The organism is Micromonospora sp. NPDC047812 (assembly GCF_040704175.1).
Lineage (GTDB): Bacteria > Actinomycetota > Actinomycetes > Mycobacteriales > Micromonosporaceae > Micromonospora.
Window position 1 is genome coordinate 1,103,536 of sequence record NZ_JBEYRY010000002.1, and the last position, 25,438, is coordinate 1,128,973.

Consider the following 25,438-nt stretch of genomic DNA (forward strand, 5'->3'; position numbering starts at 1 on the left):
AGGTCTACGCGGCCCCTGTCAAGGTCGGGGCCTCGCGGTCAGCCGGCGAGGCGGAGGGTCGCCAGGTAGTACGGCGCGTCCCGGTCGTCCACGTCGGTCAGTCGCCAGCCGCTGCCCCGGACCAGCTCGGCCAGCTCGTCCGGGGAGCAGACCAGGTAGTCGAACCACTCGGTGCCCAGCTCCCGGTAGCGCAGCCGCAGCCGGAGCTGCCCACCGAACCGGCCCCGGCGCCGGTTGCGCTCGTGGTAGCCGGTGTGCACCGGGTCCCGGGTGCCGTACGGGTCGGTGCCCTGGGCGATGACCTGTGCGCCGGGCCGGGCCAGCGCGGCCAACGCGGCCAGCAGCGCCGGCCCCCGTTCCCGCCCCTCCAGCAGGCCGACGTTGTTGCCGAGCAGCAGGAACGTGTCGTAGCGACGGCCGTCCGCGACGTGCGCGTCGACCGTGCCGTGCACCAGGTCGCGTACGCCCCGGCGGCGGCAGACGGCCAGCGCCCCGGCCGAGGTGTCCAGCCCGGTGACGGGCACGCCCCGCTCCTGGAGCAGCAGCGCGATCCGGCCCGCCCCGACGCCGACGTCCAGGGTCGCGCCCCGGACCCGGTCCACGGCCCGGTGGTCGTACGGCTGCCAGTCCGCCGGCGGGTCCAGGTAGTGCGCGGCGGGCGCGCCGTTGATGAGCCCGTCGTCCCGCTCGATGATCTCGATGACCGGTCGCGGCAGCCGCCCGCCGGCCAGCGGCCGGGGGCCGACCCCGGTGGCCACGGCGTACGCGTCGCGCAGCATCTCTCCGAACACGTCACCGATCCGTGGCTGTGCCGTCACGGGCTTCACGCTATCCGGCCGGTCAGTCAGCCGCACCGGTCGTATCCTGGCGGGGTGACCACCTTGGACCGCCTCGGCGCGGAGAAGTACATCCTGCTCACGACGTTCCGCAAGGACGGTCGGGCGGTGCCGACCCCGGTCTGGGCGGTGCGCGACGGCGACGCGCTCTGGGTGTGGTCGGCGGCGGACGCCGGCAAGGTGAAGCGGATCCGGCGCAGCGGCGACGTGACGGTGGCGCCGTGCGACGTCCGGGGCCGGCCGCACGGCGAGGCGGTCGCCGCCCACGCGACCCTCTGCGACGCGGCCGGCACGCGACGGGTACGAGAGCTGATCAAGCAGAAGTACCGGATGATCGGCCGGCTCAGCCTGCTCGGCAGCCGCCTGCGTCGCGGCGAGGGCGGCACGGTCGGCATCAGGGTCGTCCTCGCGGACGGGCCGACGGCCGGCGCCTGATCCGCGCCCGCCGTCGCGTACGCGGGCGGGGTCCGGACACGACGGAGGGCGGCGGACCATGTCCGCCGCCCTCCGTTCACGCCTGTTTGACTCCCGGTCGGTCAGTCCCCCTGGCGCTGCTGGGGAATCTGTCCCTGCAACAGGGCCCTGACCTCCGACTCCCGGTACCGACGGTGCCCACCCAGCGTGCGGATGGCGCTGAGCTTGCCCGCCTTGGCCCACCGGGTCACCGTCTTCGGGTCGACACGGAACATCGACGCCACCTCGGCCGGTGTGAGTAGCGGCTCTGGTTCGTGCGTTCGCGATGCCATCGGTCACTCCTCCACATGTATAGACATCGGCCGGGGTCCCGCCGGCCGACGCGTCTCCCATGGTCCGGCTAGTCCCCGATGTCCGACATGGGCCGAACGGCCGAACGTCCCTAGACGGACGGATGAACCATGCCCGATTTATGCGACTTTTACACGGCAGAAAGTACCTTATTCGGACTCATGATCACGGTTCGTGATGCGTCGACTACGAACGCGCCTCGGCTTGGGAGCGCTCCCTGGGCGGTTTCGTATCAGTTGCACCGTTCCAGCAACTGGATCGCCCGCCAGCGCGCGACCAGCCTGTCGTACGCCGCCGAGGCCTCCTCCGCCTCGCCCCGGGACAGCCCGGCGAGCCCGCTCGCCACCAGCTCGGGCGAGTCGTCGGCGGCCAGCGTCTCGTCCGACAGCAGCTCGACCAGGCCGCCGTAGTCCAGCTCCACCATCGAACGGGGGTGGAACTCCTCCAGCCAGCGGGCGGCCTCCTCGACCGCCTCCGTGATCGGCGCGTCGCCGATCGACTTGCGCAGCACCGACAGGGCCCGCGACGAACGACGCCGCGCCTTGGAGATCTCCGTCCGGTAACGCAGCGCCCGCCGTCCGGGGTGGGTCACGTGGTGCCGCTCCTCCGGGTCGAAGAGCACGAACCAGCGCAGCGGTACGCCCCACGTGGCGATCTGCTCGTGCACGCGCGGCACGCCGTGCTCCAGCACCCGCGCCCCGCTGCGCCAGTCCTCCACCACGGCCTTCGCCTGACCGGCGAGCACCGGCGGGACGAAGGCGTCGGCCAGCACCGGCGGCACCCCGTCGCGCGCGCTCAACGCCGCCTCGGCCACCCGGATGCGCAGGTTCCACGGGCAGACCAGCAGGGCCTCGTCGGTCTCCAGGACGTACGCCTCGTCCGGCAGGTCGGGCAGCCGGGTCCAGCCGGCGCCGAGCGCCTCCAGCACCGACGTCCGTTGCCGGCCCGGCCCCTCCACCGGTGCCACCGCCCGCCCCTGCTCGACGTAGCGCCGCCAGTACGCCTGGCGGTCCCGGTCGAAGGCGGTCAGCGGCTCGTACACGCGCAGGTATGAAGCGAAGAGCGACGGCACGGCGCGATCCTCCCACGAATTGGAACTCGGCCGTCGCCGGCGGCACGATCACGCACGACGTGGGCGGCCGGACGGTGTCGGCCGATACTAGGCTCAGCGGCACCGGCAGCATCCCGCCGGCGGTCCACCGGTCCGCGTCCCACAAGGACGCACCCCACACCAGGAGCGAGTCATGGGCGTATTCGCCACCACCGAAGACCCGGGGTCCAGCGGTCACGAACAGGTCGTGTTCTGCCAGGACAAGCAGACCGGCCTCAAGGCGATCATCGGCATCTACTCCACCGCGCTCGGCCCCGCGCTCGGTGGGACCCGGTTCTACCCGTACGCCAGCGAGTCCGAGGCCCTCGCCGACGTGCTCGACCTCTCCCGGGGCATGGCCTACAAGAACGCGATCGCCGGGCTGGACCTGGGCGGCGGCAAGGCGGTCATCTGGGGCGACCCGGAGCGGATCAAGAGCGAGGCGCTGCTGCGCGCGTACGGCCGCTTCGTGGAGTCCCTCGCCGGGCGCTACTACACCGCCTGCGACGTCGGCACCTACGTCGCCGACATGGACGTGATCGCCCGCGAGACCTCGTACGTCACGGGCCGCAGCGTCGAGCACGGCGGCGCCGGCGACTCCTCGATCCTCACCGCCTGGGGCGTGTTCCAGGGCATGCGGGCCGCGGCCGAGCACGTCTGGGGCGCCCCGACCCTCGCCGGTCGGCGGGTCGGCGTGGCCGGCCTGGGCAAGGTCGGCAAGTACCTCGTCGGCCACCTGATCGACGACGGCGCCGAGGTGGTCGCGACGGACGTCAACCCGAAGGCCCTGGAGTGGGCGCGTGCCACCCACCCGCAGGTCGCGCTGCTCGACGACGCCGCCGCGCTGGTCGCCGCCGACATCGACGTGTACGCCCCGTGCGCGCTGAGTGGCGCGCTCAACGACGACACGGTGCCGGCGCTGCGCGCCAAGGTGGTCGCCGGCGCGGCCAACAACCAGCTCGCCCACTCCGGCATCGAGAAGCTCCTCGCCGACCGCGGCATTCTCTACGCCCCGGACTACGTCGTGAACGCCGGCGGCGTGATCCAGGTGGCGGACGAGATCGAGGGCTTCAACTTCGACCGGGCCAAGCTGCGCGCGACCCGGATCTACGACACCACCCGGGAGATCCTGCGGCTGGCCGACGCCGAGGGCGTGCCGCCGGCGGTCGCGGCGGACCGGCTGGCGGAGCGGCGGATGGCCGACGTCGGCCGGCTGCGCACGATCCACCTGCCCTGAGGGCTCCGGGGGCGGAACGGCCGCTCCGCCCCCGACCCCGGCGGGCAGTCCGTCCCGTTGGGGCGGTTTCGCACGGCTTTGCCCGGTGTCACGGGCGCTCTCCGCGCCGCTCCTTACCGGGTACAATCGGTGACGGCCGGATGACCGCGACGCGCGGTGTCGGTCGACGGTAACCCGAGGTGCCGAACGATGGCATCCCCATGTACCGTAAGAGCCACGAGAGATGCCTGACGTCATCGGGGCCCGCCTTCGGGCTGCCCCGCATTCTGTGCGAGGGGGTCGAGCCATGGGGCGCGGCCGTGCTAAGGCCAAGCAGACGAAGGTGGCCCGGGAGTTGAAGTACCACTCCCCGAACACCGACCTCACCGCCTTGCAGCGCGAGTTGGCGGGTGCTGGTAAGTCTGAGCACAACTTCGACGACGACTACAAAGAGTATGTCGACGACGATGATGAGGATCACGCGGACGAAGACCCGGATCCCTGGGTACGTCCGCCCCGCTGACCTCCGGTAGCAGCTGAGCACGCGGTGATCGCCCGCGTGCTCACGCATGTGCCCATCGAAGCGGCGCCACGACCGACGATCAGGGACCTGCCCCTTCCGGAGAGCCCTCCGGACGATCGGCAGGTCCCTGATCACGGTCCGTCTCAGCGGGGACGGTTGTTCCAGTTGTAGAACGTCGGGATGTTCTCGAAGTGGTTCCAGGCGCACACGGCGCTCGCGCCGTCGCCGCCCGCCACCTCGGCCCGTAGTCGCCGCGCGGCCTCGGCCTCGTGGAGGAGTGCGGTGAGCCCCGGCGCGGCTTCCCGCACCCGGTCGGCTACCTCGTCCGGGGTGTCCGTCCTCCGGTCAGGATGCCGGTGACTGGTGGTCTCGGGCATGCTCCAACACTCCCTCCAGTAAGTGGATCTTGCTGTTGCGGCAGTGCGCGGTCTGCGTACCGTCGAAGCGCCCCTGTTCGAAGTAGCGGTTGGCCGCGTGGCCGCCGCCGCAGAACCCGAAGTAGGGGCAGGACGAACGGCACGCCTCGACGCCGGCGAGGAACTCGCCGACCCACGGCGTCCGGTCCGCGTGGGCGAGGATCTCGACCAGCGGGGTGGCCAGCACGTTGCCGCTGCTGAAGTCGCCGTAGCGGACATCGGTGAAACCCGCCAGCTCCGGCGAGAGCACGGTCACCGAGCCGTCGTGGCCGATGGTCGGGATCGGGTCCAACCGCCGGGGGAGCAGGTCGTCGGCGCTGCCGTCCAGGACCGCCGCGGCGTACCGCAGCGACCACTCGACCTCGCGCAGGTGGATCCGGGGCTCCCGGCGCCAGGCCGCCACCAGTTCCGCCCAGAAGGCGGTCACCAGCCGTGGGTCGTGGGAGTTGTCGCGGAGGTTGACCCCCTCGGTCTCCTCTATGTTGACGCCCAGCACGTCACAACCCAGGTCGAGGAAGTAGTCGTACAGCTCGGTGGCCAGGCCCGGCCCGGGGCGACCCACCACCGCCAGCGCCGAGAACGGCAGGCCGTGCCGGCGCAGCGCCGCCACCCCGCGCAGGATCCGGTCGTACGCGGGCCCGCCGCCCCGGGTGACCCGGTCGCCGTTGCGTTCCCGCGGGCCGTCCACGCTCACGCTCACCCGCACCCCGTGCTCGACGAAGAACGCGCACCAGGCGTCGTCGATCAGCGTGGCGTTGGTCTGGACGTGGTGCTCGACCTCGGGCCCGAAGGGCGCGATCAGCGCGGCGAGGTGCTCCCGGCCGGCCGCCAGTGGCTCGCCGCCGTGCCACACCACCGAGAAGCGACCCGCCGCCGCCCAGGGGTTGACCGACGCGGCCACCGCCTCGGCCACCGGCACCGGCATCCGCCGGTCGGCCGCGCGGAACGGCAGGTAGCAGTAGGCGCAGTCCAGGTTGCAGAGGGTGGTGGGCTGCATGACCACGTACGAGGGGACGGCGGCCAGGCCGCGCATCCCGCTGAACGGCAGTCCCCGAGCAGCCATTGCCCTCCTCCGCGCCTGAAGGGCTGTCGGGGAACCCGGGCGGGCGGCCCCGACAGCTCTGAGGGTGCCCTTCAGGCTAGGCGGCGACGGCCACTCGGGTGAAGCCCTGATCAGGTGCCCGTACGGTCACCGGGAGTCGATCAGCCCCTCGTGTGCTGGCCGATCATCTGCACGTTGCCGGAGCCCTCGATGATCTCGCCGGCCTGCCACGCGTCGACGCCCCGGCCCGTCAGGGTGGCCAGCGCGCGGTCCGCGTCCTCGGCGGAGACGATCGCGAACATGCCGACGCCCATGTTGAAGGTCGCCTCCATCTCCGGGTCCTCGATCCGCCCCTTGGACTGGATCAGGTCGAAGATCGGCTGCGGCTTCCAGGTGGACCGGTTCACCACCGCGTCGACGTGCTCGGGGAGCACCCGGACCAGGTTGCCGGGGATGCCGCCGCCGGTGACGTGGGCGATGGAGCGCACCTCGGCCTCGGCGATGAGCTTGAGGCAGTCCTGCGCGTAGATCTTCGTCGGGGTGAGCAGCTCCTCGCCGAGGGTGCGCTGCCGGCCGAAGTCGTCGATCACCACGTCGAGGCGCATCCGGCCGGCGCCCAGCAGCACGTGGCGCACCAGGGAGTAGCCGTTGGAGTGCAGGCCGGAGGAGCGCATCGCGATGACCACGTCACCCACCTCGACCCGGTCCGGGCTGAGGATGTCGCTCTCCTCCACCACACCGACGCCGGTGGCAGAGATGTCGTACTCGTCCGGACGCAGCACGCCCGGGTGCTCGGCGGTCTCGCCGCCCAGCAGGGCGCAGCCGGCGTACCGGCAGCCGTCGGCGATCCCGGCGCCGATCTCGGCGACCTTGTCCGGCACGACCTCGCCGGTGGCGATGTAGTCGAGCAGGAAGAGCGGCTCGGCGCCGCAGGCCACCAGGTCGTCGACGACCATCGCGACCAGGTCGATGCCGACCGTGTCGTGGATGTCCATCTGCTGCGCGATCACCAGCTTGGTGCCCACGCCGTCGGTGGACGAGGCCAGGATGGGGTTCTTGTACTTCTTCGTGTCCAGCCGGAACAGGCCCGCGAAGCCGCCCAGGTCGCCCATCACCTCGGGCCGCCGGGTCTGCTTCACCTTCGACTTCAGCAGCTCGACCGCGCGGTCGCCCGCCTCGATCGAGACCCCGGCGTCCGCGTACGAGACCGAGCGTTTGCGCGCCTGGCGGCCGGCGCCGGCCGTCCAGGGCTGGCGGTCGCCGCCGGCGCCGGTCGGGCTGCTTCCTGCGCCGCTGCGCTCGGACACGTGCGTCACGGTTCTCCCCCTTGGTTCTGGCGCCGCGCCGGTGGTGACCGGGCCACGCCGGGTGGTGCTACGGGCGGTGTGTGGTCACGCCGCCCGGAGTGGCGACGAGCGGGGCGGTGTGCTCCGGGGTGTCGGACGCCTGCGCGGCGACCCGCCGGCCCACCCCTTCGAGCACGTGCTTGCCGATCAGGTTGCCGGCGGGCAGCTCGATCGGGTACTCCCCGTCGAAGCACGCACGGCACAGCCGGGTCTTCGGCTGCTCGGTGGCGGCGATCAGGCCCGGGAGCGACACGTAGCCGAGCGTGTCCGCCCCGATGGAGCGCCGGATGCCGTCGTTGTCCAGCCCGTTGGCCAGCAGCTCGGCGCGGGTGGCGAAGTCGATGCCGTAGAAGCACGGCCAGTTGACCGGCGGCGACGAGATGCGCACGTGCACCTCCAGCGCGCCGGCCTCGCGCAGCATCCGCACGATCGCCCGCTGGGTGTTGCCGCGCACGATCGAGTCGTCGACCACGACCAGCCGCTTGCCCCGGACGTTCTCCCGCAGCGGGTTGAGCTTGAGCCGGATGCCGAGCTGGCGCAGGGTCTGCGACGGCTGGATGAAGGTGCGCCCGACGTACGGGTTCTTCATCAGGCCGGCGCCGTAGGTGATGCCCGACTCCTCGGCGTAGCCGATCGCGGCCGGGGTGCCGGACTCCGGCACCGGAATGACCAGATCGGCCTCGACCGGGTGCTCCTTGGCCAGCTGACGACCGATCTGAACCCGGGCGGAGTGCACGTTGCGGCCGGCGATGGTGGCGTCCGGGCGGGCGATGTAGACGTACTCGAAGAGGCAGCCCTTGGGCTCCGGGGCGGCGAACCGGCTGGAGCGCAGGCCGTCCTCGTCGATCGCGATCAGCTCGCCGGGCTCGACCTCGCGGACCACGCTCGCGCCGACGATGTCCAGCGCGGCGGTCTCGCTCGCCACCACCCAGCCGCGCTCCAGCCGGCCCAGCACCAGCGGGCGCACGCCGTGCGGGTCGCGGGCAGCGTAGAGGGTCGACTCGTCCATGAACACGAAGCTGAACGCGCCCCGCAGCTGCGGCAGCACCTCCAGCGCCGCCGCCTCGACCGACAGGTCCGGACGGCTGGCCAGCAGCATCGTCACCAGGGAGGTGTCGTTGGTCGAGCCGTCGGCGACGAGGCCCCGCTCGGCGACCTCGCGCTGGAGCTCCGCCGTGTTGACCAGGTTGCCGTTGTGGGCCAGCGCGATGGTGGTGCCCGACGTGGTGGACCGGATGGTCGGCTGGGCGTTCTCCCAGGTCGAGCCGCCGGTGGTGGAGTAGCGGGCGTGCCCGATCGCCACGTGCCCGCGCAGGCTGGCCAGGGTCGGCTCGTCGAAGACCTGGGCGACCAGGCCGAGGTCCTTGTAGACCACCACGCCCGAGCCGTCGCTGACCGCGATGCCCGCGGCCTCCTGGCCACGGTGCTGGAGGGCGTAGAGCCCGAAGTAGGTCAGGTTCGCGACCTCCTCCCCGGGCGCCCAGACGCCGAAGACGCCACACGCGTCCTGCGGGCCTGGTCGTTGGGGATCAAGGTCGTGGCTCAGCCGGCCGTCGCCTCGGGGCACCTGCGCTCCCTCATGCTGGTCTGGACCGGCCTTGCGGAATCACGCGGGGGGCGGATCCGCACTCCTCGGCCGGGACCACTGTCGTCGCCTGACAGTGTACGCGAATCCGTGTCGATACAGAAAGTCACGATCCGGCTCCAACGTGTCACCGGTCGATGGGTATCGCCGCAGCTAGAGCGGCAGGTGCGCGGAGAGGTCCGCCCGGATTCCGCTCACCCGTACGCGACCCTGGGTGATCGCGTCGGCCCAGTCGAGCCGTCCGGTGGCCACCGCCAGCCAGGTCTCGGGCTCCATCTCGACCACGTTCGCAGGGGTGCCACGGGTGTGTCGGGGACCGGGAACGCACTGAACTGCGCCGTAAGGTGGGACACGCACCTCCACCGATCGGCCGGGGGCGCGCTCCGCGAGGACGGTCAACAGGGCACGGACCGCCTCCCGGAGGACCGGCCGTTCGGGCGTACGCCCCTCGTCGAGCGCCGACAACGCCGCCGCGACCGCGGCGGACTTAATGTGCGGAGAGGACACGACGGGACGATACGGCGTCAACGCGCCGCGCCTGACGCTGGCCCTGGGTCGCGCCGATCCGGTCAGACAAGGCATAGTTGCCGACGGCGTATTCGTACCGTGATGATCCCCGGCCCGGCGCCTCGCCGCCGAGGGAAGTCAGTCCGGAAGGCGGTGGACGTGTCAACACACCGACGTGCCTGGAAGCAGCGGGCCGGTGTGGTCGTGGCGCTGGTTGTCGGCGCTCTGCTCGCCGTCCCCGCCACACCAGCCCTGGCCGCCGACGTCACCGTGTCGCCCGGCTCGGTCACCGTCAACGCCGGCAGCGACGCCGCCGTCACCGTGCAGGTGACCCCCCGCGATGGCGACGAGAAGGTCCAGATCAGCCTCGCCGGCCTCCCGGGCGGCGTGAGCTGCGCCGGCGGCTGCGGGACGATCGACTTCAACAACGACCGGCCGAGGTCCCAGCTGCTGCGGCTGCGGGCCAACGACAACGCCGGCGACGCCAACGTGACCGTGACGGTGGCGGCCGAGGGCGACAAGTCCGGCCCCGGCACCGCCACCTTCCAGCTCGGCGTGAAGGGCAGGGCCCAGCCGTCCCAGCCGACCCAGGCGCAGACCGTCAAGTCGGTCTCCGGGAAGGTGGTCGTCCAGGCGAACGGCAAGGCCGTGCCGAACGCCGTGGTCATGCTCCAGGACGGCGCCGGCAAGAAGATCGACACGATCAGTGACGACGACGGCAACTTCCGCTTCAACGGCACCAGCGAGAAGCCGATCGCGCCCGGCCGGCTCGCCATCGGCGCCAGCGTCGGTGAGGTCTACGCCACAAAGAGCTTCGACGCGTCCGCCGGGCAGAGCGTCACCGGGCAGCGCATCGCCCTGGCGATCAAGGTCGAGACGACCCCGAGCGCCACCCCGTCGGCCAGCGAGGAGCCCCTCCCCTCCGACGAGCCCGTCGAGGAGACGCCCGAGGAGAGCGCCGAGGCGACCCCGGGCGCGGCGGCCAACGCCAGCAACGAGGACTCCGGCGGCATGGGGTCCTGGCTGATCATCCTGCTCGGCGGCCTGCTCGTCGCCGCCGGTGTCGGCACCATCGTGCTGCTCTGGATGCGGCGCAAGGACAGCGGCGACGAGGCCGACGACGACGCCCCGGCGGGCGCCGCGGCCGGCGCGGTCCCGGCGGCACGCGGGGCGTTGCGGGGCGCGGACGACCAGACCCGGGTGGTCAACCGGGTCGGTGCCACGCCGGATCCGACGATGGTCGGCGGCACCGCGCTCAGCGACGCCCCGACGATGATGCACCGCCCCGTGGTCGACGACGTGCCGCCGGACCCGTACGGCGCTCCCCCGCAGCCCTACGGCGCGGCGGGCAACCAGCAGGGCTGGGGCGGCGGCTACGGCGACGAGCCGGCCGGTGCGGGTGGCTACGGCGGTGCCGGATACGGCAACGCGCCCTCCTCCGGCGGCGGCTACGGCAGCGGCGGGCCCGGCGGCGGATACGGCAACGCGCCCTCGTCCGGCGGCGGCTACGGCAACGCGCCCGCCTCGGGCGGCGGCTACGGCGGCAACGACTACGGCGCCCCGGCGGGCGCAGCCGGCGCAGTGGGTGCCGCGGGTGCCGCGGGCTACCCGCCGGCGGGCGGCGGCCGGGGCTACGGCGAGCGGTACGACGAGCCGACCGGCCGCTACACCGGCGACGCCACGCAGTACCCGGCCCCGGCCGACCCGTACGCGACCGGCGTCTACCAGCCGGAGCAGGGGCAGGGCTACGGCCAGTCCGAGCCGGGCGGGGGGTACGGTCGGGGCGGCGAGCCGACCGGCGGTTACGACCAGCCGGGCGGCGGCTACGAGCGGGGCGGCTACGGCCAGCCCGGTGGCTACGGCCAGGAGCCCCCGGCACCACGCGGCGGCTACGGACAGGAGCCCCCGGCGCCACGCGGCGGCTACGGCCAGCCGGGCGGCTACGACCAGCCCACCTCGTACGACAACCAGGGCGGCTACGGCCAGGGCGGCTACGGTCAGGAGCCCCCGCAGCAGCGCGGCGGCTACGAGGACCGCGACGGCTACGGCCAGGGTGGCTACGGCCAGCCGGCCGCCTACGAGGACCCGCAGACCGGTCGCGGTCGCCCGGACGGCCCACCGCAGCAGGACCGGGGTGGCCGCCGGCTGGACTGGCTGGACGACTGACCGGCTCGGGGGCACGCCCCGACGACAGCACCACGGCGAGGGCCGTCCGATCTCCGGGCGGCCCTCGCCGCCGTTTCGGCCCGCCCCGACAGGTCGGACGCGCGCTTGCGGGGAGGTCAGGCGGCGGAGAAGACGCCCTGGCGCAGCACCGGGACCACGTCCGAGACGCCGACCCGGACGGCGACCTCCACGTCCCCGGGGAAGCCGCCCTCGATGAGTTCGCGGCCGGACACGCTGCCGCAGACCGCAGCGGGCACGTCGGGGGTGCTGGCCAGCGCGGCGAGGGCCATGGCCGCCTCCACGGAGAGGCCGCCGGGCACACCCGACAGGGCGTCCAGCACACAGGCCGCCCCGAGCTGGTCCTCCACGCAGGGCCGCAGGGAGCCGTCCGGCCAGCGCTCGCCCGAGGCGATCACGCCGATCGGCGCGTCCGTCGAGCCGTACCCCTGCTGGTCCAGCCAACGGCCGACGGCGCGCGCGTTGCGCAGGCAGGCCGCGACCACCGGCAGCCCGGTCGCGCTGGCCGCCGCGCTGATCGCCGAGCCGTTCGGCGACGGCAGCACCAGGTCGGCGACGACCGGCGCGGTGGTCAGCGCCGCCGACGAAAGCGACCACGGATGCTCCGGGGTCGTCTGCCGGCGGCCCACCGCCGCGACCGCGCCGACCCGCCGCGCGTAGTCGGCCGCCTGCTCGCCCCACGGGAACGGGTGCACCCGCATGCCGCGCCCGACCGCGACGTCCACGGCGGTGGTGAACGACAGCACGTCCACCACCACCAGCACCGCGCACACCCGGCCCAGCTCGGCCGCCCCCGTCAGCCCCCAGTCGAAGCGGGCGCCGGAACCGGGTTGGACGTGGACGGCCGCGGCCACCGCCTCAGCGCTGACCGGGCTCGGTGTCAACGGGCCCGGGAGCCGACGTCCCGCCGGCCTCGGCCGGCCGGTCGGCGGCCTCGGCCACCGGCTGCTCCGGGCCGGGCCCGACGGCCTCCGCCGGGACTGCCGCCTCGGCCGGGGCCACCGGCTCGACGGCACCGGTCGGCGGGACCGGCCCGGCCGACGCGATCGGCTCGCTCACGACGGCCGACGGGTCCACCGGCTCCACCCCGGCCGATTCGGCGACGGGCAGCGACACGGCCTCGACGGCACCCGCCACACCGGTGGCCGGCGCGGGCACCTCGACGACCCCGGCGCCCCCGAAGAGGCGCGGCAGCGTCTCGCCGTGCGCGGCGCGCAGCTCGTCCAGGCCGATCCGGAACTGGCCGTGCACCTCCAGCGCCCCGCCGGTCGGGTCGGTGACGCCGATCAGCTCGAACGGCACGCCGCGCTCGGCGCAGAGGGCGGTGAACGCCTTCTCACGGCCGCGCGGCACCGACACCAGGACCCGGCCGGCGGACTCGCTGAACAGGTAGACGAACGGCATCGAGCCGCCGTCGAACCGCTCCGGCACCGCGATCCGGGCGCCGACGCCGCGCCGCAGGCAGGACTCCACCAGGCTCTGCGCGAGGCCACCGTCGGAGAGGTCGTGCGCGGCGCTCAGGTGCCCGACCCGCGCGGCCTCCGCCAGCAGGTCGGCCAGGAGCCGCTCGCGGGCCAGGTCGACCTGCGGGGGTACGCCGCCGAGGTGCTCGTGGGTGACCCAGGCCCACTCCGAGCCGGAGAGTTCCACGTGCGTCTCGCCGAGCAGGAAGATCTGGTCGTGGTCGCCGCTCGGCCGGGGCACGAAGCCCATCGGCACCCGGTCGGCCACGTCGTCGAGCACGCCGAGCACACCGACCACCGGGGTCGGGTGGATCGGCGCCGCGCCCGTCTGGTTGTAGAAGCTGACGTTGCCGCCGGTGACCGGGATGCCCAGCTCGGCACAGCCGTCCGCCAGGCCACGCACGGCCTCGGCGAACTGCCACATCACGCCCGGGTCCTCCGGCGAGCCGAAGTTGAGGCAGTTGGTGACGGCGATCGGCTTCGCGCCGGTGACGGCCACGTTCCGGTACGCCTCCGCCAGCGCGAGCTTCGTGCCGTGGTACGGGTCCAGCCGCGCGTACCGGCCGTTGCCGTCCACCGACAGCGCCACGCCGAGCCCGGTCCGCTCGTCGATCCGGATCACGCCGGAGTCCTCCGGCTGGGCGAGCACGGTGTTGCCCAGCACGTAGCGGTCGTACTGCTCGGTGACCCAGGTCTTGTCGGCCAGGTTGGGCGAGGCGATCATGCGCAGCACGGTCTCGCGCAGCGCCTCCGGGTCGGCCGGCCGGGGCAGTGTCTCGGCGCGGTCGGCCTGGAGCAGGATCAGGTCGGCCGGCTCGCGCATCGGGCGGGCGTAGACCGGACCGTCGTCGACAAGCGAGCCCGGCGGCACGTCGACCACCAACTGGTCGTGCCAGGTGATCAGCAGCCGGCCGGGCTGCCCGTCCGGCGCCGGCGGGGTGACCTCGCCGATCGCGGTGGCCCAGACGCCCCACTTCTCGGCGGTCTTGAGCACCGCTTCGAGCTTCTCCGGCTCGACGACCAGCAGCATCCGCTCCTGGGACTCGCTGGCGAGGATCTCGTGCGGCTCCATCGAGGGCTCACGCAGCGGCACCCGCTCCAGCCAGACCCGCATGCCGGTGCCGGCCGCCGCGGCGGTCTCGGTCAGCGCACAGGTCAGGCCGGCGCCGCCGAGGTCCTGGATGCCGACGACCAGCCGGGCGTCGTAGAGCTCCAGGCAGGCCTCGATGAGCAGCTTCTCCATGAACGGGTCGCCGACCTGCACCGACGGGCGGCGCTGCTCGCTGCCCTCGTCGAAGGTGGCGCTGGCCAGCACCGACACGCCGCCGATGCCGTCCCGGCCGGTCCTGGCACCCATCAGCACGACGACGTTGCCCGGGCCGGCGGCGGCCTTGTTCTGCAGCCGGTCGACCGGCAGCACGCCGAGGCAGAGCGCGTTGACCAGCGGGTTGCCCTGGTAGCAGGGGTCGAAGACGACCTCGCCGCCGATGTTCGGCAGGCCCAGGCAGTTGCCGTAGCCGCCCACGCCGGCGACGACGCCGGGCAGCACCCGGGCGGTGTCGGGGTGGTCGGCGGCGCCGAAGCGCAGCGGGTCCATCACCGCGACCGGGCGGGCACCCATGGCGAGGATGTCCCGGACGATGCCGCCGACGCCGGTGGCCGCGCCCTGGTAGGGCTCGACGAAGCTCGGGTGGTTGTGCGACTCGACCTTGAAGGTCACCGCCAGCTCGTCGGAGACCTGCACCACACCGGCGTTCTCGCCGATGCCGGCGAGCAGCCGGTCGCTGGGCGGGGCCTTCTCGCCGAACTGGCGCAGGTGCACCTTGCTCGACTTGTAGGAGCAGTGCTCGCTCCACATGATCGAGTACATCGCCAGCTCGGCCTGGGTCGGCCGCCGGTCGAGGATGTGCCGGATCCGCTCGTACTCGTCGTCGCGGAGCCCGAGCTCGGCGTACGGCTGGAGCTCACCGGGGGTGTCCCCGGCGCGCGGCACGGTGTCCAGGCCGTCGGCCCAGTCGGCGGTCGCCGGCCCGGGACGCCCGGCCGGCGGCGCGACGGCGGCCGGACGCGGCTCCACCGGCTGCGCCGGGGCGGCCGGGAAGGCCTCCGGGTTATCCCGTACCTCGTCCGGATGGGTGGTCATGACCTCTCCTCGCTGCGCTCGCGTCCGCCCGACGGGCGGGTGAGCCGACCGATGATGCCGCGCACGGTCACGCCGGCGCCCCCACCAGGTGCTTGAGCACCGAGGTGAAGAAGCCGAGACCGTCCAGGGAGGGGCCCGTGAGCGCCTCCACCGCGTGCTCGGGATGCGGCATGATGCCGACCACGTTGCCGGCTGGGTTCGTGATCGCGGCGATGTCGCGCTGCGACCCGTTGGGATTGCCGCCGACGTAGCGGGCGACCACCCGACCCTCGGCTTCGAGCTGGTCGAGCGTCGCGGTGTCGGCGACGTAGCAGCCCTCGCCGTTCTTGACCGGGATCAGCACCTCCTGGCCGGGCTGGAACGTGTTCGTCCACGCGGTGCCGGCCGACTCGATGCGCAGGACCTGGTCGCGGTTGCGGAAGTGCAGGTGCTGGTTGCGGGTGAGCGCCCCGGGCAGCAGGTGGGCCTCGCAGAGGATCTGGAAGCCGTTGCAGATGCCGAGCACGGGCAGGCCGCCCCGGGCCGCGTCCACGATCGTGCCCATCACCGGGGCGAACCGGGCGATGGCGCCGCAGCGCAGGTAGTCGCCGTAGGAGAAGCCGCCGGGCAGGACGACGGCGTCCACCCCGTGCAGCTGCGGGTCACCGTGCCAGAGGCGGACCGGCTCGGCGCCCGCGATCCGGACGGCCCGGGCCGCGTCCCCGTCGTCGAGCGAGCCGGGGAAGGTGACCACACCGACCCGGGCGGTCACGAGCGGGCGTCCACGGTCTCGTCGGCCTCGGCCACGCGGACCGTGAAGTCCTCGATGACCGGGTTGGCGAGCAGCTTGTCGGCGATCTCCCGGGCCCGGTCCAGGTCCGGTTCACCGGTGAATTCGATCTCGATCCGCCTGCCGATCCGAACCGAGGCGACGTCGCTGACGCCGAGCCGGGGCAGCGCGTTTGCGACGGCCTGGCCCTGGGGATCGAGGATCTCGGGCTTGAGCATGACGTCGACGACGACGCGAGGCACTGGGCACTCCTGACTGTGTACGCAGTTGGGTGCCGACCCACAACGGGCGAGCGCAGCCAGCCTACCTGGCAGATACCGCCCCGGACGCACCGGCCGGACGCAGTTCAGGCCGTGATCGGCATTCCCGGCGCGGGGCCCGGGGACCGATGCGGGTTCGTTGCGATCCCGATGCCCATCCGTTGCCGACCGGCCCGTTTCGCCCCGCTCCGCCGGGCTACGGGACGCCCGACCGTCGCCCGTCCCGCCATACCGTCTCATCCATCATTTCCGATGGATCTCTTGTGAACGACATCTCAGGGGCCCTACCGTACATCGTCGTACGTCGATTGGACGTCGGGCCACCCCCGCCCGCCGGCCGACAGCTCGACCCGGTGAACCCGGGCCCCGTCCCCCGAAGGAGCCCCCATGCGCATCCGATCCATGGTCGCGGTGCTGGCCACCGCAGCGGCCGGCCTGCTCGGCGCCAGCTCCGGCGCCCTCGCCGCCCCGGTCAGCCCGTACATCATCGGCGGCAGCACCGTCTCGTCGGCCCCGTGGGCCGCCGCCGTGCTCAGCAACGGCTCGTTCACCTGCTCCGGCACGATCATCGCGCCGCAGTGGGTGCTCACCGCCCGGCACTGCGTCAACGGCACGATGTCCGTCCGGGTCGGCAGCGTCAACCGCACCTCCGGTGGCCAGACCCGCACCGTCAGCGCCAGCTACAGCCGGTACGACCTGGCCCTGCTGCGCCTGTCCAGCTCGGTGAGCACCTCGTACGTGACGCTGGCCAACAGCAACCCGCCGATCAACTCGACGAACTCGATCTACGGCTGGGGCATGACCTGCTACAGCGGCTGCTCGGCCTCGACCCAGCTGAAGACCGCGTCGGTCCGGGTGACCAGCAACAGCGCCACGGACGCGTACGGCGGGCAGGCGATCCGGAGCACCCGGATCGACGGCAACGCCTGGCGGGGCGACTCGGGCGGCCCGCAGTTCTACAACGGCGCGCAGGTCGGCGTCGCCTCCACCGCCGACGGCCAGAGCATCCAGAACTACGGCAGCGTCGCGTACAACCGGGCCTGGATCTCCCAGACGGCCGGTGTCTGACGGTTAGCGCCACGGTAGGCGCGGATGGTCGGCAGCGCGCCGGCCGTCCGCGCCGCGCCGTTTTGCAGCATCCGATCAGGTGAACAAGGCCCACGATCGGGCGCCTCGTCACCCTGACAGCATCGGAAGCGTGCTGGTCGTGACGACGGAGCAACTGCCCGGGTACGAGATCCGCCAGATCCTCGGCGAAGTGGTGTCATCGATGGCCAGGACGCGGAACCCGTACCGCGAGGGGGTCAAGAACCTGCGCGGTGGCGCGTACGACCCGATGGCCCCGGACAACCTCACCCGGTGGCGTACGGACTCGGTGGCCCGGCTCGGCGAGGAGGCCCGCCGCATCGGCGCGAACGCCGTGGTGGGGATGCGCTTCGACAGCCGCGACTGCGGCGAGATGTGGATGGAGATCTGCGCGTACGGCACGGCGGTTGTCGTGGCGCCCAAGATGCCCGACGTCATGCCGCCCGACCAGCCGCTGGTCGCCGCGGAGACCGCGCACGACCCGGCCTTCGCCGAGTCCCCGGGCGGCATCGCCGAACCGGCGAGCGCCCCCAACCTCCGCTCGGCTGCGGAAACCCCCACCCGAGACTCCTGACCCACACCCACCGCCCCAAACCCACCCCACCACCACCCCACCCGGCCTCCGACGCGCCTCCCGGAGCCCGGCCCCCGGGGTTGATCAAGAGGTTTGCGCCCCCTTCGGTCTCGAATCCGGACGCAAACCTCTTGGTCAACCGCCGTGACAGAAGGAGAGCTGGGTGGAGTGGGTGGGTCGGTCAGAGGATGGGGGGTGGGGTGTAGGTGGCGGCCTCGGGGTGGGCGTCCGCGACCGTGGCGATGCGGCGGGCGACGGCCTCGACCTGGGCCGGGGCGGCGCCGACGAAGGCGGTGCGGTCGGCGACGAGGGCGTCGATCTCGCCACGGGTCAGGCCCAGCCGGCCGTCCGCCGCCAGGCGGTCGAAGAGGTCGTTCTCGGCGGCGCCCTTCTCGCGCATGGCCAGGGCCACCGCGACCGCGTGCTCCTTGATCACCTCGTGGGCGACCTCGCGGCCGACGCCGCGCCGGACCGCCGCCACCAGGATCTTCGTGGTGGCCAGGAACGGCAGGAAGCGCTCCAGCTCCCGGTTGATCACGGCCGGGTACGCGCCGAACTCGTCCAGCACGGTGAGGAAGGTCTGGAACAGCCCGTCGGCGGCGAAGAACGCGTCCGGCAGCGCCACCCGGCGGACCACCGAGCAGGAGACGTCCCCCTCGTTCCACTGGTCGCCGGCCAGCTCGCCGACCATCGACAGGTAGCCCCGGATGATCACCGCGAAGCCGTTGACCCGCTCGCTGGAGCGGGTGTTCATCTTGTGCGGCATCGCGCTGGAGCCCACCTGGCCCGGCTTGAAGCCCTCGGTGGCCAGCTCCTGGCCGACCATCAGCCGGATCGTGGTCGCCAGCGACGACGGGGCGGCGGCGACCTGGGCCAGGGTGGAGAGCACCGCCAGGTCGATCGAGCGCGGGTAGACCTGCCCGACGCTGTCGAGGACCCGGCTGAAGCCGAGGTGCCCAGCGACGCGGCGCTCAAGCTCCGCCACCCGCTCGGCGTCGCCGTCGAAGAGGTCGAGCTGGTCGGCGGCGGTGCCCACCGGGCCCTTGATGCCCCGCAGCGGGTACCAGTTGATCAGGTCTTCCAGCCGCTCGTACGCGATGAGCAGCTCCTCCGCGGCCGACGCGAAGCGCTTGCCCAGCGTGGTGGCCTGCGCCGCGACGTTGTGGGAGCGGCCGGTCATGACCAGGTCGGAGTGCTCGACGGCGAGCCGGGCCAGCCGGGCCAGGGTGGCGACCACCCGGTCGCGGATCAGCTCCAGCGAGCGGCGCACCTGGAGCTGCTCGACGTTCTCGGTGAGGTCCCGGGAGGTCATCCCCTTGTGCACGTGCTCGTGCCCGGCGAGCGCGCTGAACTCCTCGATCCGGGCCTTCACGTCGTGCCGGGTGACCCGCTCCCGCTCGGCGATCGAGGCCAGGTCGACCTGGTCGAGCACCCCCTCGTACGCCTCGACGACGCCGTCGGGCACGGGGACGCCGAGGTCCCGCTGGGCCCGGAGCACGGCGAGCCAGAGCCGCCGCTCCATCCGGATCTTCTCCTCGGGCGACCAGAGGGCGACCAGCTCGGGTGAGGCGTACCGGTTGGCGAGCACGTTCGGGATCGTCACGTACCTCAGTCTTTCATGCCGTACGGGACGGCCCGACGAGACGCCCGACAGCTCGGACACCGCACCCGACCGGCCGAGGATATACTCGAACGCCGGTACGTATATAGGGGGTGCGCGTGACCAAGATCCTGGTGGACGTCGACGACGAGGCGCTGGCGGACGCTGCCGCGGCCTTCGGCACCAAGACCAAGAAGGACACGGTGAACGTCGCGCTGCGGGAAGGGGCTGCCCGCCTGCGTCGCGCCCGCGCCCTCGCCGAACTCAGCGATCGGGCCCAGGCCGGTGACTTCGACGAACTGCTCGACAAGGGCACGTACCGGTCGTGAGGCTCGCGGACTACCTGGTCGACACCAGTGCGCTGGTCCGGCTCCTACGCGACCCCGACGCCCGGGCCCGGTGGGAACAGCCACTCACGGCCGGCCTGCTCGCGGTCTGCCCGCTGGTCGAGCTGGAGTTCCTGTATTCGGCCCGCTCGCTGAGCGACCGCAGGTGGCTGGGAGAGCGGCTTCGCACGGTGTTCAACTGGGTGGGCGTGCCGGACCGGAGCTACGAGCGGGCGGCCGAGATCCAGGAACAGCTCACCGCCCGGGGCACCCATCGCTCGGCCGGTGCCGTCGACCTGCTGATCGCGGCGACGGCCGAACACCAGGGGCTGTCCCTGCTGCACTACGACCGTGACTTCGACCAGATCTCCGAAGTGACCGGTCAAGCCATGCGATGGCTCGCCCCGGCCGGCACGATCAAGTAGGTCCCGGACCAACTCGTGCCAGCCGGGCATCCGCCGCCGGCTCCAGCCTCCGCGGCCCGGGTCACCAGGCGGGGCGGGCGGCCGGGTCGAGGGCGAGGTCCCGGAGCTGCTCCGGGGTGAGCACGAACCGCCCGTCACGGCTGTGCAGCGAGATCTTGATCCAGGTGCCGTCGCGGTGCAGGACGTCGACCCCCCGGAAGTGGATCACGTCCCCGCCCCCGACGGCTCGAATGACGCGCGCGATCTCCCGGACACGCGCCCCGTCCGGCCCCGCCGACAGGCCGCACGAGTCGGCGGTCTGTTTCCCGCAGTCCATGACGTCGCGGTTCCTGCCCGGCTGCGCCTCGGCCAGCGCCAGGGCCGACAACTCGTTGCTGAACGCACCTGCGGGGTCGAGCGGGTAGGCGTGCACCGAGAAACCGACGTTGCGGTAGTCCTCGTACGCGCCCCCGACCGGCACGTCGCCGGCCGGTGCCGTCGGAAGGGCGCCGCGACCTACCGCGGTCAGTGGCACCCACCGGACTCCGGGCGCCCGCGCGGCGAGGGCCGCCGCCATCCCGCGCTGGTAGCGCTCGGCCGCGTCAGAGGGCAGGAACTGGTTGCTCTTGCGGTACGGGGGGCGCGAGGCGGATACCGGGCCCGCCGGCTGCATGTCCGGACGGTCGACCACCAGGCCCGCGCCGAGCACCAGCGCCAGCACCCCGCCGGCCGCCGAGGCGTACGCCCCGAGCCGGCGGGTGCGGACCAGCCGGCGCTGCCGCAGGATCACCCCGTCCAGGTCGATCGAGGAGGGCGGCGCGTCGCCGATCGCCGCGTCGAAGATCTCCCGGTACGTCACGCGAACCTCCCCGTGCTCAGGGCCGGCTGGTCCACGGCCAGCAGGCGTAGCGATTCCAGCGCTCTGGCGGCCTGGCTCTTCACCGTGCCGGTGGTGATGCCGAGGATCTGGGCGGTCTCCTCCACGGAGAGGTCGCAGTAGTAGCGCAGCACCAGCACGGCACGCCGCCGCTCGGGCAGCTTGCCGAGCAGGTCGAGAAGCAGCTCCCGGTCGGCCAGGTCGGGCTCGGTGTCCGGCGCGGCGTCGTCGGGGACCTCGTCGGTGCTGCGTTCGCGCCGCCACGGCCGCCGCCGCTCGTCCAGCCAGGCGCGCGTGAGCACCTGCCGGACGTACGCCTCGACGTTCTCCGCCGCGCGGACCCGGGGCCAGGCCCGGTAGAGCTTGCCCAGCGTGATGGAGACGAGGTCGTCGGCGGTGTGCCAGTCCCGGCAGAGCAGGTACGCCGTGCGGCGCAGGTGCTCCAGCCGGGCCTCGACGAACTGCCGGTACTCGTCCTCGTCGGTGGACTTCACGCGTTCCGCCTTCGTCGCCTCATGCCCAAGGGACGGAGCGCGGGGCCGGGCAGGTTGCCCGGCTCGACGTTTGCGGGTCAGCGCTCCAGGATGGCGGTCACGCCCTGGCCGCCGGCGGCGCAGATGGAGATCAGGCCCCGGCCGCCGCCCTTCTCCGCCAGCAGCTTCGCCAGGGTCGCCACGATCCGGCCGCCGGTGGCCGCGAACGGGTGCCCGGCGGCCAGCGACGAGCCGTTGACGTTGAGCTTCTCCCGGTCGATCGCGCCGAGCGGGGCGTCCAGCCCCAGCCGGTCCTTGCAGAACTCCGGGGACTCCCAGGCGGCGAGGGTGGCCAGCACCTGCGAGGCGAACGCCTCGTGGATCTCGTAGAAGTCGAAGTCCTGAAGGGTCAGCCCGGCCCGGGACAGCATCCGGGGCACCGCGTACGCGGGGGCCATCAGCAGCCCCTCGTCGCCGTGCACGAAGTCGACGGCGGCGGTCTCCGACCAGGAGAACCACGCCAGCACGGGCAGGCTGTGCGCGCGGGCCCACTCCTCGCTGGCCAGCAGCACCGTCGAGGCGCCGTCGGTCAGCGGCGACGAGTTGCCGGGCGTCATGGTCGCCGCCTCGGCGTCGGGCCCCTTCGCGCCGAAGACCGGCTTCAGCGCGCCGAGCCGCTCCAGGCTGGTGTCGGGGCGCAGGTTCTGGTCCCTGGTGAGCCCGAGGTATGGGGTCAGCAGGTCGTCGAAGAACCCCCGGTCGTACGCGGCGGCGAGCCGCTGGTGCGAACGCAGCGCCAGTTCGTCCTGGGCCTGCCGGTCGATCTGCCAGCGCAGCGCCGTGCGGGCGGCGTGCTCCCCCATCGACAGCCCGGTGCGCGGCTCCGCGTTGCGCGGGATCTCCGGCCTGAACGGCTGGGTGGGGCGCAGCTTCGCGGCGATCTTCAGCCGCTCGCCGAGGGTGCGGGCGCTGTTGAGCCGGAGCAGCGTGCGGCGCATCTCCTCGTTGACCGCGAGCGGCGCGTCGGAGGTGGTGTCCACGCCGCCGGCGATGCCGACGTCGATCTGCCCGAGGGCGATCTTGTTGGCGACCAGGATGGCCGCCTCCAGCCCGGTCCCGCAGGCCTGCTGGATGTCGTACGCGGGGGTGTGCGGGTCGAGCTTCGAGCCGAGCACGACCTCGCGGGTCAGGTTGAAGTCCTTCGCGTGCTTGAGCACCGCGCCGGCCACCACCTCGCCGACCCGCTGGCCGGCCAGGCCGAACCGGGCGACGAGCCCGTCCAGCGCGGCGCCCAGCATGTCGGCGTTCGACGCGCTGGCGTACCGCGAGTTGGACCGCGCGAAGGGGATGCGGTTGCCGCCGATGACCGCGACCCGCCGGATGCTCTGCACGATCCCGCCTCCTCGAAAGACTTGCCCTCAACCTACTCGCCAGTAGGCTACGCCTATGACCGACAGGTACGCGAGCTTCGTCCGATCGGGGGCCGGTCGTGCGCTGGTCAAGCGCCTCGGGCTGCCCGACCCGCCGCGACTGCGCCGGCACACGCCCGGCGACCCCATCGTGCCCGGCCCCGTCCTGCTGGGCGCCGCGACCGGCGGCCGGCTCGCCGAGCAGGCCGGCAAGCTCCTGACCGCCGCCGGGGTCGAGCTGCGCGATCCCGGCACCGTGGAGTCCGCCGGGCGCTTCGCCGCCCTGGTGTACGACGCCACCGGCATCACCGACTCCGCCGAGCTGCGCCAGCTGTACGACTTCTTCCACCCGCACGCCCGGTCGGTGCTGCCCAGCGGCCGGGTCGTCGTGCTCGGCACCCCGCCCGCCGAGTGCGCCTCGCCCCGGGAGGCGACCGCCCAGCGGGCCCTGGAGGGGCTGACCCGCAGCATCGGCAAGGAGTTCGGCCGGGGCGTCACCGCCCAGCTCGTGTACGTGACGAAGGACCCGGACGCCGGCACCTGGACCGGCGTGGAGGCGACCCTGCGGTTCCTGCTCTCCGGCCGGTCCGCGTACGTCTCGGGGCAGGTGGTCCGGGTCGGCGCCGGCACGGCCGAGGCGCCGGCCGACTGGGACCGCCCGCTGGACGGGCAGGTCGTCCTGGTCACCGGGGCGGCCCGGGGCATCGGCGCGGCGCTGGCCCGGGTGCTGGCCCGCGACGGCGCCCGGGTGGTCGCGCTGGACATCCCGGCGGCCGGGGACGAACTGGCGGCGGTCGCCAACGAGATCGGCGGCACGGCCGTCCAGCTCGACCTGACCGCCCCCGACGCCCCGGCCCGGCTCGCCGCGCACCTGGCCGACCGGCACGGCCGGGTCGACGTGGTCGTGCACAACGCCGGCATCACCCGCGACAAGACCCTCGGCCGGATGGACGCCGACCGGTGGGACTCGGTGCTCGACGTCAACCTCTCCAGCCAGGAGCGGATCAACGACGTGCTGCTGGAGCGGGAGCTGATCCCGGCCGGCGGCCGGATCGTCTCGGTCTCCTCGATCGCCGGCATCGCCGGCAACCGGGGCCAGACCAACTACGCCACCAGCAAGGCGGGCGTGATCGGGCTGGTGGAGTCGCTCGCCCCGGCGCTGCGCGAACGGCAGATCAGCGTCAACGCGGTCGCCCCCGGGTTCATCGAGACCCGGCTGACCGCGCGCATCCCGGTGGTGCTGCGCGAGGCGGGCCGGCGGATGAACAGCATGTCCCAGGGCGGGCTGCCGGTGGACGTCGCCGAGACCATCGGCTGGCTGGCCTGGCCGGCCTCCGGGGCGGTCAGCGGCAACGTCGTCCGGGTCTGCGGCCAGAGCCTGCTGGGGGCGTGATGGCGAGGCGAGGACAACCGGCTCCGGACCCGGACGACCTGTCGGTGCACGAGCTGATCGACGGCCCGACCGAGATCCTGTCGGAGGACACCCTGGCCGCGGTCCGCGGGCCGGAGGCGTCCGGCCACGACCTGAGCCTGGAACAGACGCATGACCTCTCCGCCTCCGCCGCCGAGGCGACGCAGGACCTCTCGGGCCGGGGTACGGCCGGGACGGGTGCCCGGGAGCGCGTCGAGCTGTCCCGGATGCCGGCGGCCGGGGCGCTCTACCGGCGGGCGCTGCTCGGCGCGCTGCCCGGCCTCGGCGGTGGGCGGCGCTCGGCGGGCGTCCCGGCGGTCGAGCTGGCCGTCGGCGGGACCACCGTCGACCGGACGCACCTCGCCGACTACGACCGGGTCTGCGGGTTCCGGCTCACCGACCGGCTGCCCGCCACGTTCCCGCACGTCATGGGCTTTCCGTTGGCCCTGCGGCTGATGACCGCGCCGGAGTTCCCCATCCCGCTGACGGGCGTGGTGCACGTGGGCAACCGGATCACCGTGCACCGCCCGGTCGCCGCCGACGAGACCCTCGACTTCCGCGCGTACGCCGAGAACCTGCGCCCGCACGACCGGGGGCGGCAGGTCGACGTGGTGCTGGTCGGCTCGGTCGACGGGACGGAGGTCTGGCGGGGCGTCTCGACGTACCTCGGCAGGGATGGCAGGCGGGGCGGCGGCGGGCGGCGCGACCAGGCCGGGCGGCCCACCACGCCGGCCGGTTCGGCCCGCTGGCGGGTCGGGCCCCGCGTCGGTACGGACTACGCGCGGGTCTCCGGCGACCACAACCCGATCCACACCTCCCGCCTCGGCGCCCGGCTGTTCGGTTTCCCCCGGCCGATCGCGCACGGGATGTGGAGCAAGGCCCGCTGCCTGGCCGCGCTGGAGAACCGGCTGCCGGACGCCTACACGGTCGAGGTGGCCTTCAAGTTGCCGGTGCCGCTGCCGAGCACGATGAGCTTCGGCCTGCTGCCGGAGGGCGGGTTCGGCCTGCACGACTCGCGCGGTCGACCGCACCTGGCGGGCCTCGTGCGCTGAGGCGCCCCGGCCGAAGTCGGGCACGCCCCTGCCGGATCCGGATCCCGGGCTTGGCAGGGGCGTTTTCGTGCGCTAGGTTGT

The 25,438-nt window shown here is 73.2% G+C and carries 25 protein-coding genes and 1 pseudogene; 10 read left to right on the forward strand and 16 right to left on the reverse strand.

Annotation, left to right across the window (positions count from 1 at the left end; translation table 11 throughout):
- Nucleotides 1-38: 38 nt before the first annotated feature.
- Nucleotides 39-818: a class I SAM-dependent methyltransferase gene (locus AB0883_RS12940; protein ID WP_366641351.1), complete on the reverse strand. Its 780-nt coding sequence runs from the start codon at nt 816-818 to the stop codon at nt 39-41.
- 54 nt (nt 819-872) lie between these two features.
- Between AB0883_RS12940 and AB0883_RS12945 the strand changes: the two genes are divergently transcribed.
- The gene (locus tag AB0883_RS12945) at nt 873-1,271 is read left to right on the forward strand and encodes a PPOX class F420-dependent oxidoreductase (RefSeq protein WP_366641352.1); all 399 of its coding nucleotides are present in this window, start codon (nt 873-875) and stop codon (nt 1,269-1,271) included.
- 101 nt (nt 1,272-1,372) lie between these two features.
- Here the strand turns inward: AB0883_RS12945 and AB0883_RS12950 are convergent, their stop codons facing one another.
- Nucleotides 1,373-1,582 (reverse strand): BldC family transcriptional regulator, encoded by a 210-nt coding sequence (locus AB0883_RS12950; protein WP_007073996.1) that lies wholly within the window; start codon nt 1,580-1,582, stop codon nt 1,373-1,375.
- Between the two features lie 251 nt (nt 1,583-1,833).
- Complete coding sequence (locus tag AB0883_RS12955; RefSeq protein WP_121397224.1) at nt 1,834-2,673, reverse strand: hypothetical protein; 840 nt, start codon at nt 2,671-2,673, stop codon at nt 1,834-1,836.
- A gap of 172 nt (nt 2,674-2,845) precedes the next feature.
- Here AB0883_RS12955 and AB0883_RS12960 point away from each other — a divergent pair, with 172 nt between their 5' ends.
- Together AB0883_RS12960 and AB0883_RS12965 are read left to right on the forward strand one after the other, a co-directional pair.
- Nucleotides 2,846-3,928 carry a Glu/Leu/Phe/Val dehydrogenase dimerization domain-containing protein gene (locus AB0883_RS12960; RefSeq protein WP_366641353.1) on the forward strand — a complete coding sequence of 361 codons (1,083 nt, stop codon included), beginning with the start codon at nt 2,846-2,848 and terminating at the stop codon, nt 3,926-3,928.
- Between the two features lie 286 nt (nt 3,929-4,214).
- Nucleotides 4,215-4,430, forward strand: coding sequence for a DUF3073 domain-containing protein (locus AB0883_RS12965; RefSeq protein WP_089002617.1), 216 nt, complete (start codon nt 4,215-4,217; stop codon nt 4,428-4,430).
- A 143-nt stretch (nt 4,431-4,573) separates the two neighbouring features.
- Here the strand turns inward: AB0883_RS12965 and amcA are convergent, their stop codons facing one another.
- From amcA to AB0883_RS12990, 5 genes are all read right to left on the reverse strand, one after another.
- The gene (gene amcA, locus AB0883_RS12970) at nt 4,574-4,807 is read right to left on the reverse strand and encodes a multiple cyclophane-containing RiPP AmcA (RefSeq protein WP_151455707.1); all 234 of its coding nucleotides are present in this window, start codon (nt 4,805-4,807) and stop codon (nt 4,574-4,576) included.
- Complete coding sequence (gene amcB, locus AB0883_RS12975) at nt 4,776-5,879, reverse strand: cyclophane-forming radical SAM peptide maturase AmcB (RefSeq protein ID WP_366641727.1); 1,104 nt, start codon at nt 5,877-5,879, stop codon at nt 4,776-4,778. Before amcB ends, amcA begins: the two co-directional genes overlap by 32 nt.
- 170 nt (nt 5,880-6,049) lie before the next feature.
- Nucleotides 6,050-7,204 carry a phosphoribosylformylglycinamidine cyclo-ligase gene (gene purM / locus AB0883_RS12980; protein WP_366641354.1) on the reverse strand — a complete coding sequence of 385 codons (1,155 nt, stop codon included), beginning with the start codon at nt 7,202-7,204 and terminating at the stop codon, nt 6,050-6,052.
- Nucleotides 7,205-7,262: 58 nt separating this feature from the next.
- Nucleotides 7,263-8,801: an amidophosphoribosyltransferase gene (purF, locus tag AB0883_RS12985; protein WP_121397229.1), complete on the reverse strand. Its 1,539-nt coding sequence runs from the start codon at nt 8,799-8,801 to the stop codon at nt 7,263-7,265.
- Nucleotides 8,802-8,972: 171 nt separating this feature from the next.
- Complete coding sequence (locus AB0883_RS12990) at nt 8,973-9,326, reverse strand: sterol carrier family protein (RefSeq protein ID WP_366641355.1); 354 nt, start codon at nt 9,324-9,326, stop codon at nt 8,973-8,975.
- A 102-nt stretch (nt 9,327-9,428) separates the two neighbouring features.
- On the opposite strand from AB0883_RS12990, the gene AB0883_RS12995 reads away from it, so the two are divergent.
- Complete coding sequence (locus AB0883_RS12995; protein ID WP_366641356.1) at nt 9,429-11,492, forward strand: carboxypeptidase-like regulatory domain-containing protein; 2,064 nt, start codon at nt 9,429-9,431, stop codon at nt 11,490-11,492.
- 116 nt (nt 11,493-11,608) lie between these two features.
- On the opposite strand, the gene AB0883_RS13000 is transcribed toward AB0883_RS12995, so the two are convergent.
- From AB0883_RS13000 to purS, 4 genes are all read right to left on the reverse strand, one after another.
- A complete protein-coding gene (locus tag AB0883_RS13000; protein WP_366641357.1) occupies nt 11,609-12,364 on the reverse strand; it encodes a 2-phosphosulfolactate phosphatase in 756 nt (251 codons plus the stop codon).
- Nucleotides 12,365-12,368: 4 nt separating this feature from the next.
- Nucleotides 12,369-15,050 carry a phosphoribosylformylglycinamidine synthase subunit PurL gene (purL, locus tag AB0883_RS13005; protein ID WP_366641728.1) on the reverse strand — a complete coding sequence of 894 codons (2,682 nt, stop codon included), beginning with the start codon at nt 15,048-15,050 and terminating at the stop codon, nt 12,369-12,371.
- 133 nt (nt 15,051-15,183) lie between these two features.
- Complete coding sequence (purQ, locus tag AB0883_RS13010; protein ID WP_366641358.1) at nt 15,184-15,867, reverse strand: phosphoribosylformylglycinamidine synthase subunit PurQ; 684 nt, start codon at nt 15,865-15,867, stop codon at nt 15,184-15,186.
- On the reverse strand, nt 15,864-16,127 hold the full coding sequence (purS, locus tag AB0883_RS13015; protein WP_121397234.1) for a phosphoribosylformylglycinamidine synthase subunit PurS: 264 nt from the start codon (nt 16,125-16,127) through the stop codon (nt 15,864-15,866). Before purS ends, purQ begins: the two co-directional genes overlap by 4 nt.
- Before the next feature lie 405 nt (nt 16,128-16,532).
- On the opposite strand from purS, the gene AB0883_RS13020 reads away from it, so the two are divergent.
- Entirely contained in the window at nt 16,533-17,213 is a 681-nt protein-coding gene (locus AB0883_RS13020) for a trypsin-like serine protease (RefSeq protein WP_366641359.1), read from the forward strand.
- 24 nt (nt 17,214-17,237) lie between these two features.
- Nucleotides 17,238-17,805 (forward strand): annotated as a pseudogene (locus tag AB0883_RS13025) (YbjQ family protein).
- Between the two features lie 181 nt (nt 17,806-17,986).
- On the opposite strand, the gene purB reads toward AB0883_RS13025, so the two are convergent.
- Nucleotides 17,987-19,408: an adenylosuccinate lyase gene (gene purB / locus AB0883_RS13030; RefSeq protein ID WP_366641360.1), complete on the reverse strand. Its 1,422-nt coding sequence runs from the start codon at nt 19,406-19,408 to the stop codon at nt 17,987-17,989.
- Nucleotides 19,409-19,524: 116 nt separating this feature from the next.
- On the opposite strand from purB, the gene AB0883_RS13035 reads away from it, so the two are divergent.
- Complete coding sequence (locus AB0883_RS13035) at nt 19,525-19,734, forward strand: type II toxin-antitoxin system VapB family antitoxin (protein ID WP_366641361.1); 210 nt, start codon at nt 19,525-19,527, stop codon at nt 19,732-19,734.
- Nucleotides 19,731-20,156, forward strand: a complete 426-nt coding sequence (locus AB0883_RS13040; RefSeq protein WP_366641362.1) for a PIN domain nuclease — start codon at nt 19,731-19,733, stop codon at nt 20,154-20,156. The genes AB0883_RS13035 and AB0883_RS13040 overlap by 4 nt, the downstream gene beginning before the upstream one ends.
- Before the next feature lie 61 nt (nt 20,157-20,217).
- On the opposite strand, the gene AB0883_RS13045 is transcribed toward AB0883_RS13040, so the two are convergent.
- From AB0883_RS13045 to AB0883_RS13055, 3 genes are all read right to left on the reverse strand, one after another.
- Nucleotides 20,218-20,994 carry a hypothetical protein gene (locus AB0883_RS13045; RefSeq protein WP_366641363.1) on the reverse strand — a complete coding sequence of 259 codons (777 nt, stop codon included), beginning with the start codon at nt 20,992-20,994 and terminating at the stop codon, nt 20,218-20,220.
- A complete protein-coding gene (locus AB0883_RS13050) occupies nt 20,991-21,506 on the reverse strand; it encodes a SigE family RNA polymerase sigma factor (protein ID WP_366641364.1) in 516 nt (171 codons plus the stop codon). The genes AB0883_RS13045 and AB0883_RS13050 overlap by 4 nt, the downstream gene beginning before the upstream one ends.
- Before the next feature lie 77 nt (nt 21,507-21,583).
- A complete protein-coding gene (locus AB0883_RS13055) occupies nt 21,584-22,876 on the reverse strand; it encodes an acetyl-CoA C-acetyltransferase (protein ID WP_366641365.1) in 1,293 nt (430 codons plus the stop codon).
- Between the two features lie 55 nt (nt 22,877-22,931).
- Between AB0883_RS13055 and AB0883_RS13060 the strand changes: the two genes are divergently transcribed.
- Both AB0883_RS13060 and AB0883_RS13065 read left to right on the forward strand, forming a co-directional pair.
- A complete protein-coding gene (locus AB0883_RS13060) occupies nt 22,932-24,287 on the forward strand; it encodes a 3-oxoacyl-ACP reductase (protein ID WP_366641366.1) in 1,356 nt (451 codons plus the stop codon).
- A 245-nt stretch (nt 24,288-24,532) separates the two neighbouring features.
- Complete coding sequence (locus AB0883_RS13065; protein WP_366641729.1) at nt 24,533-25,357, forward strand: MaoC/PaaZ C-terminal domain-containing protein; 825 nt, start codon at nt 24,533-24,535, stop codon at nt 25,355-25,357.
- The last annotated feature ends 81 nt before the right edge of the window (nt 25,358-25,438 follow it).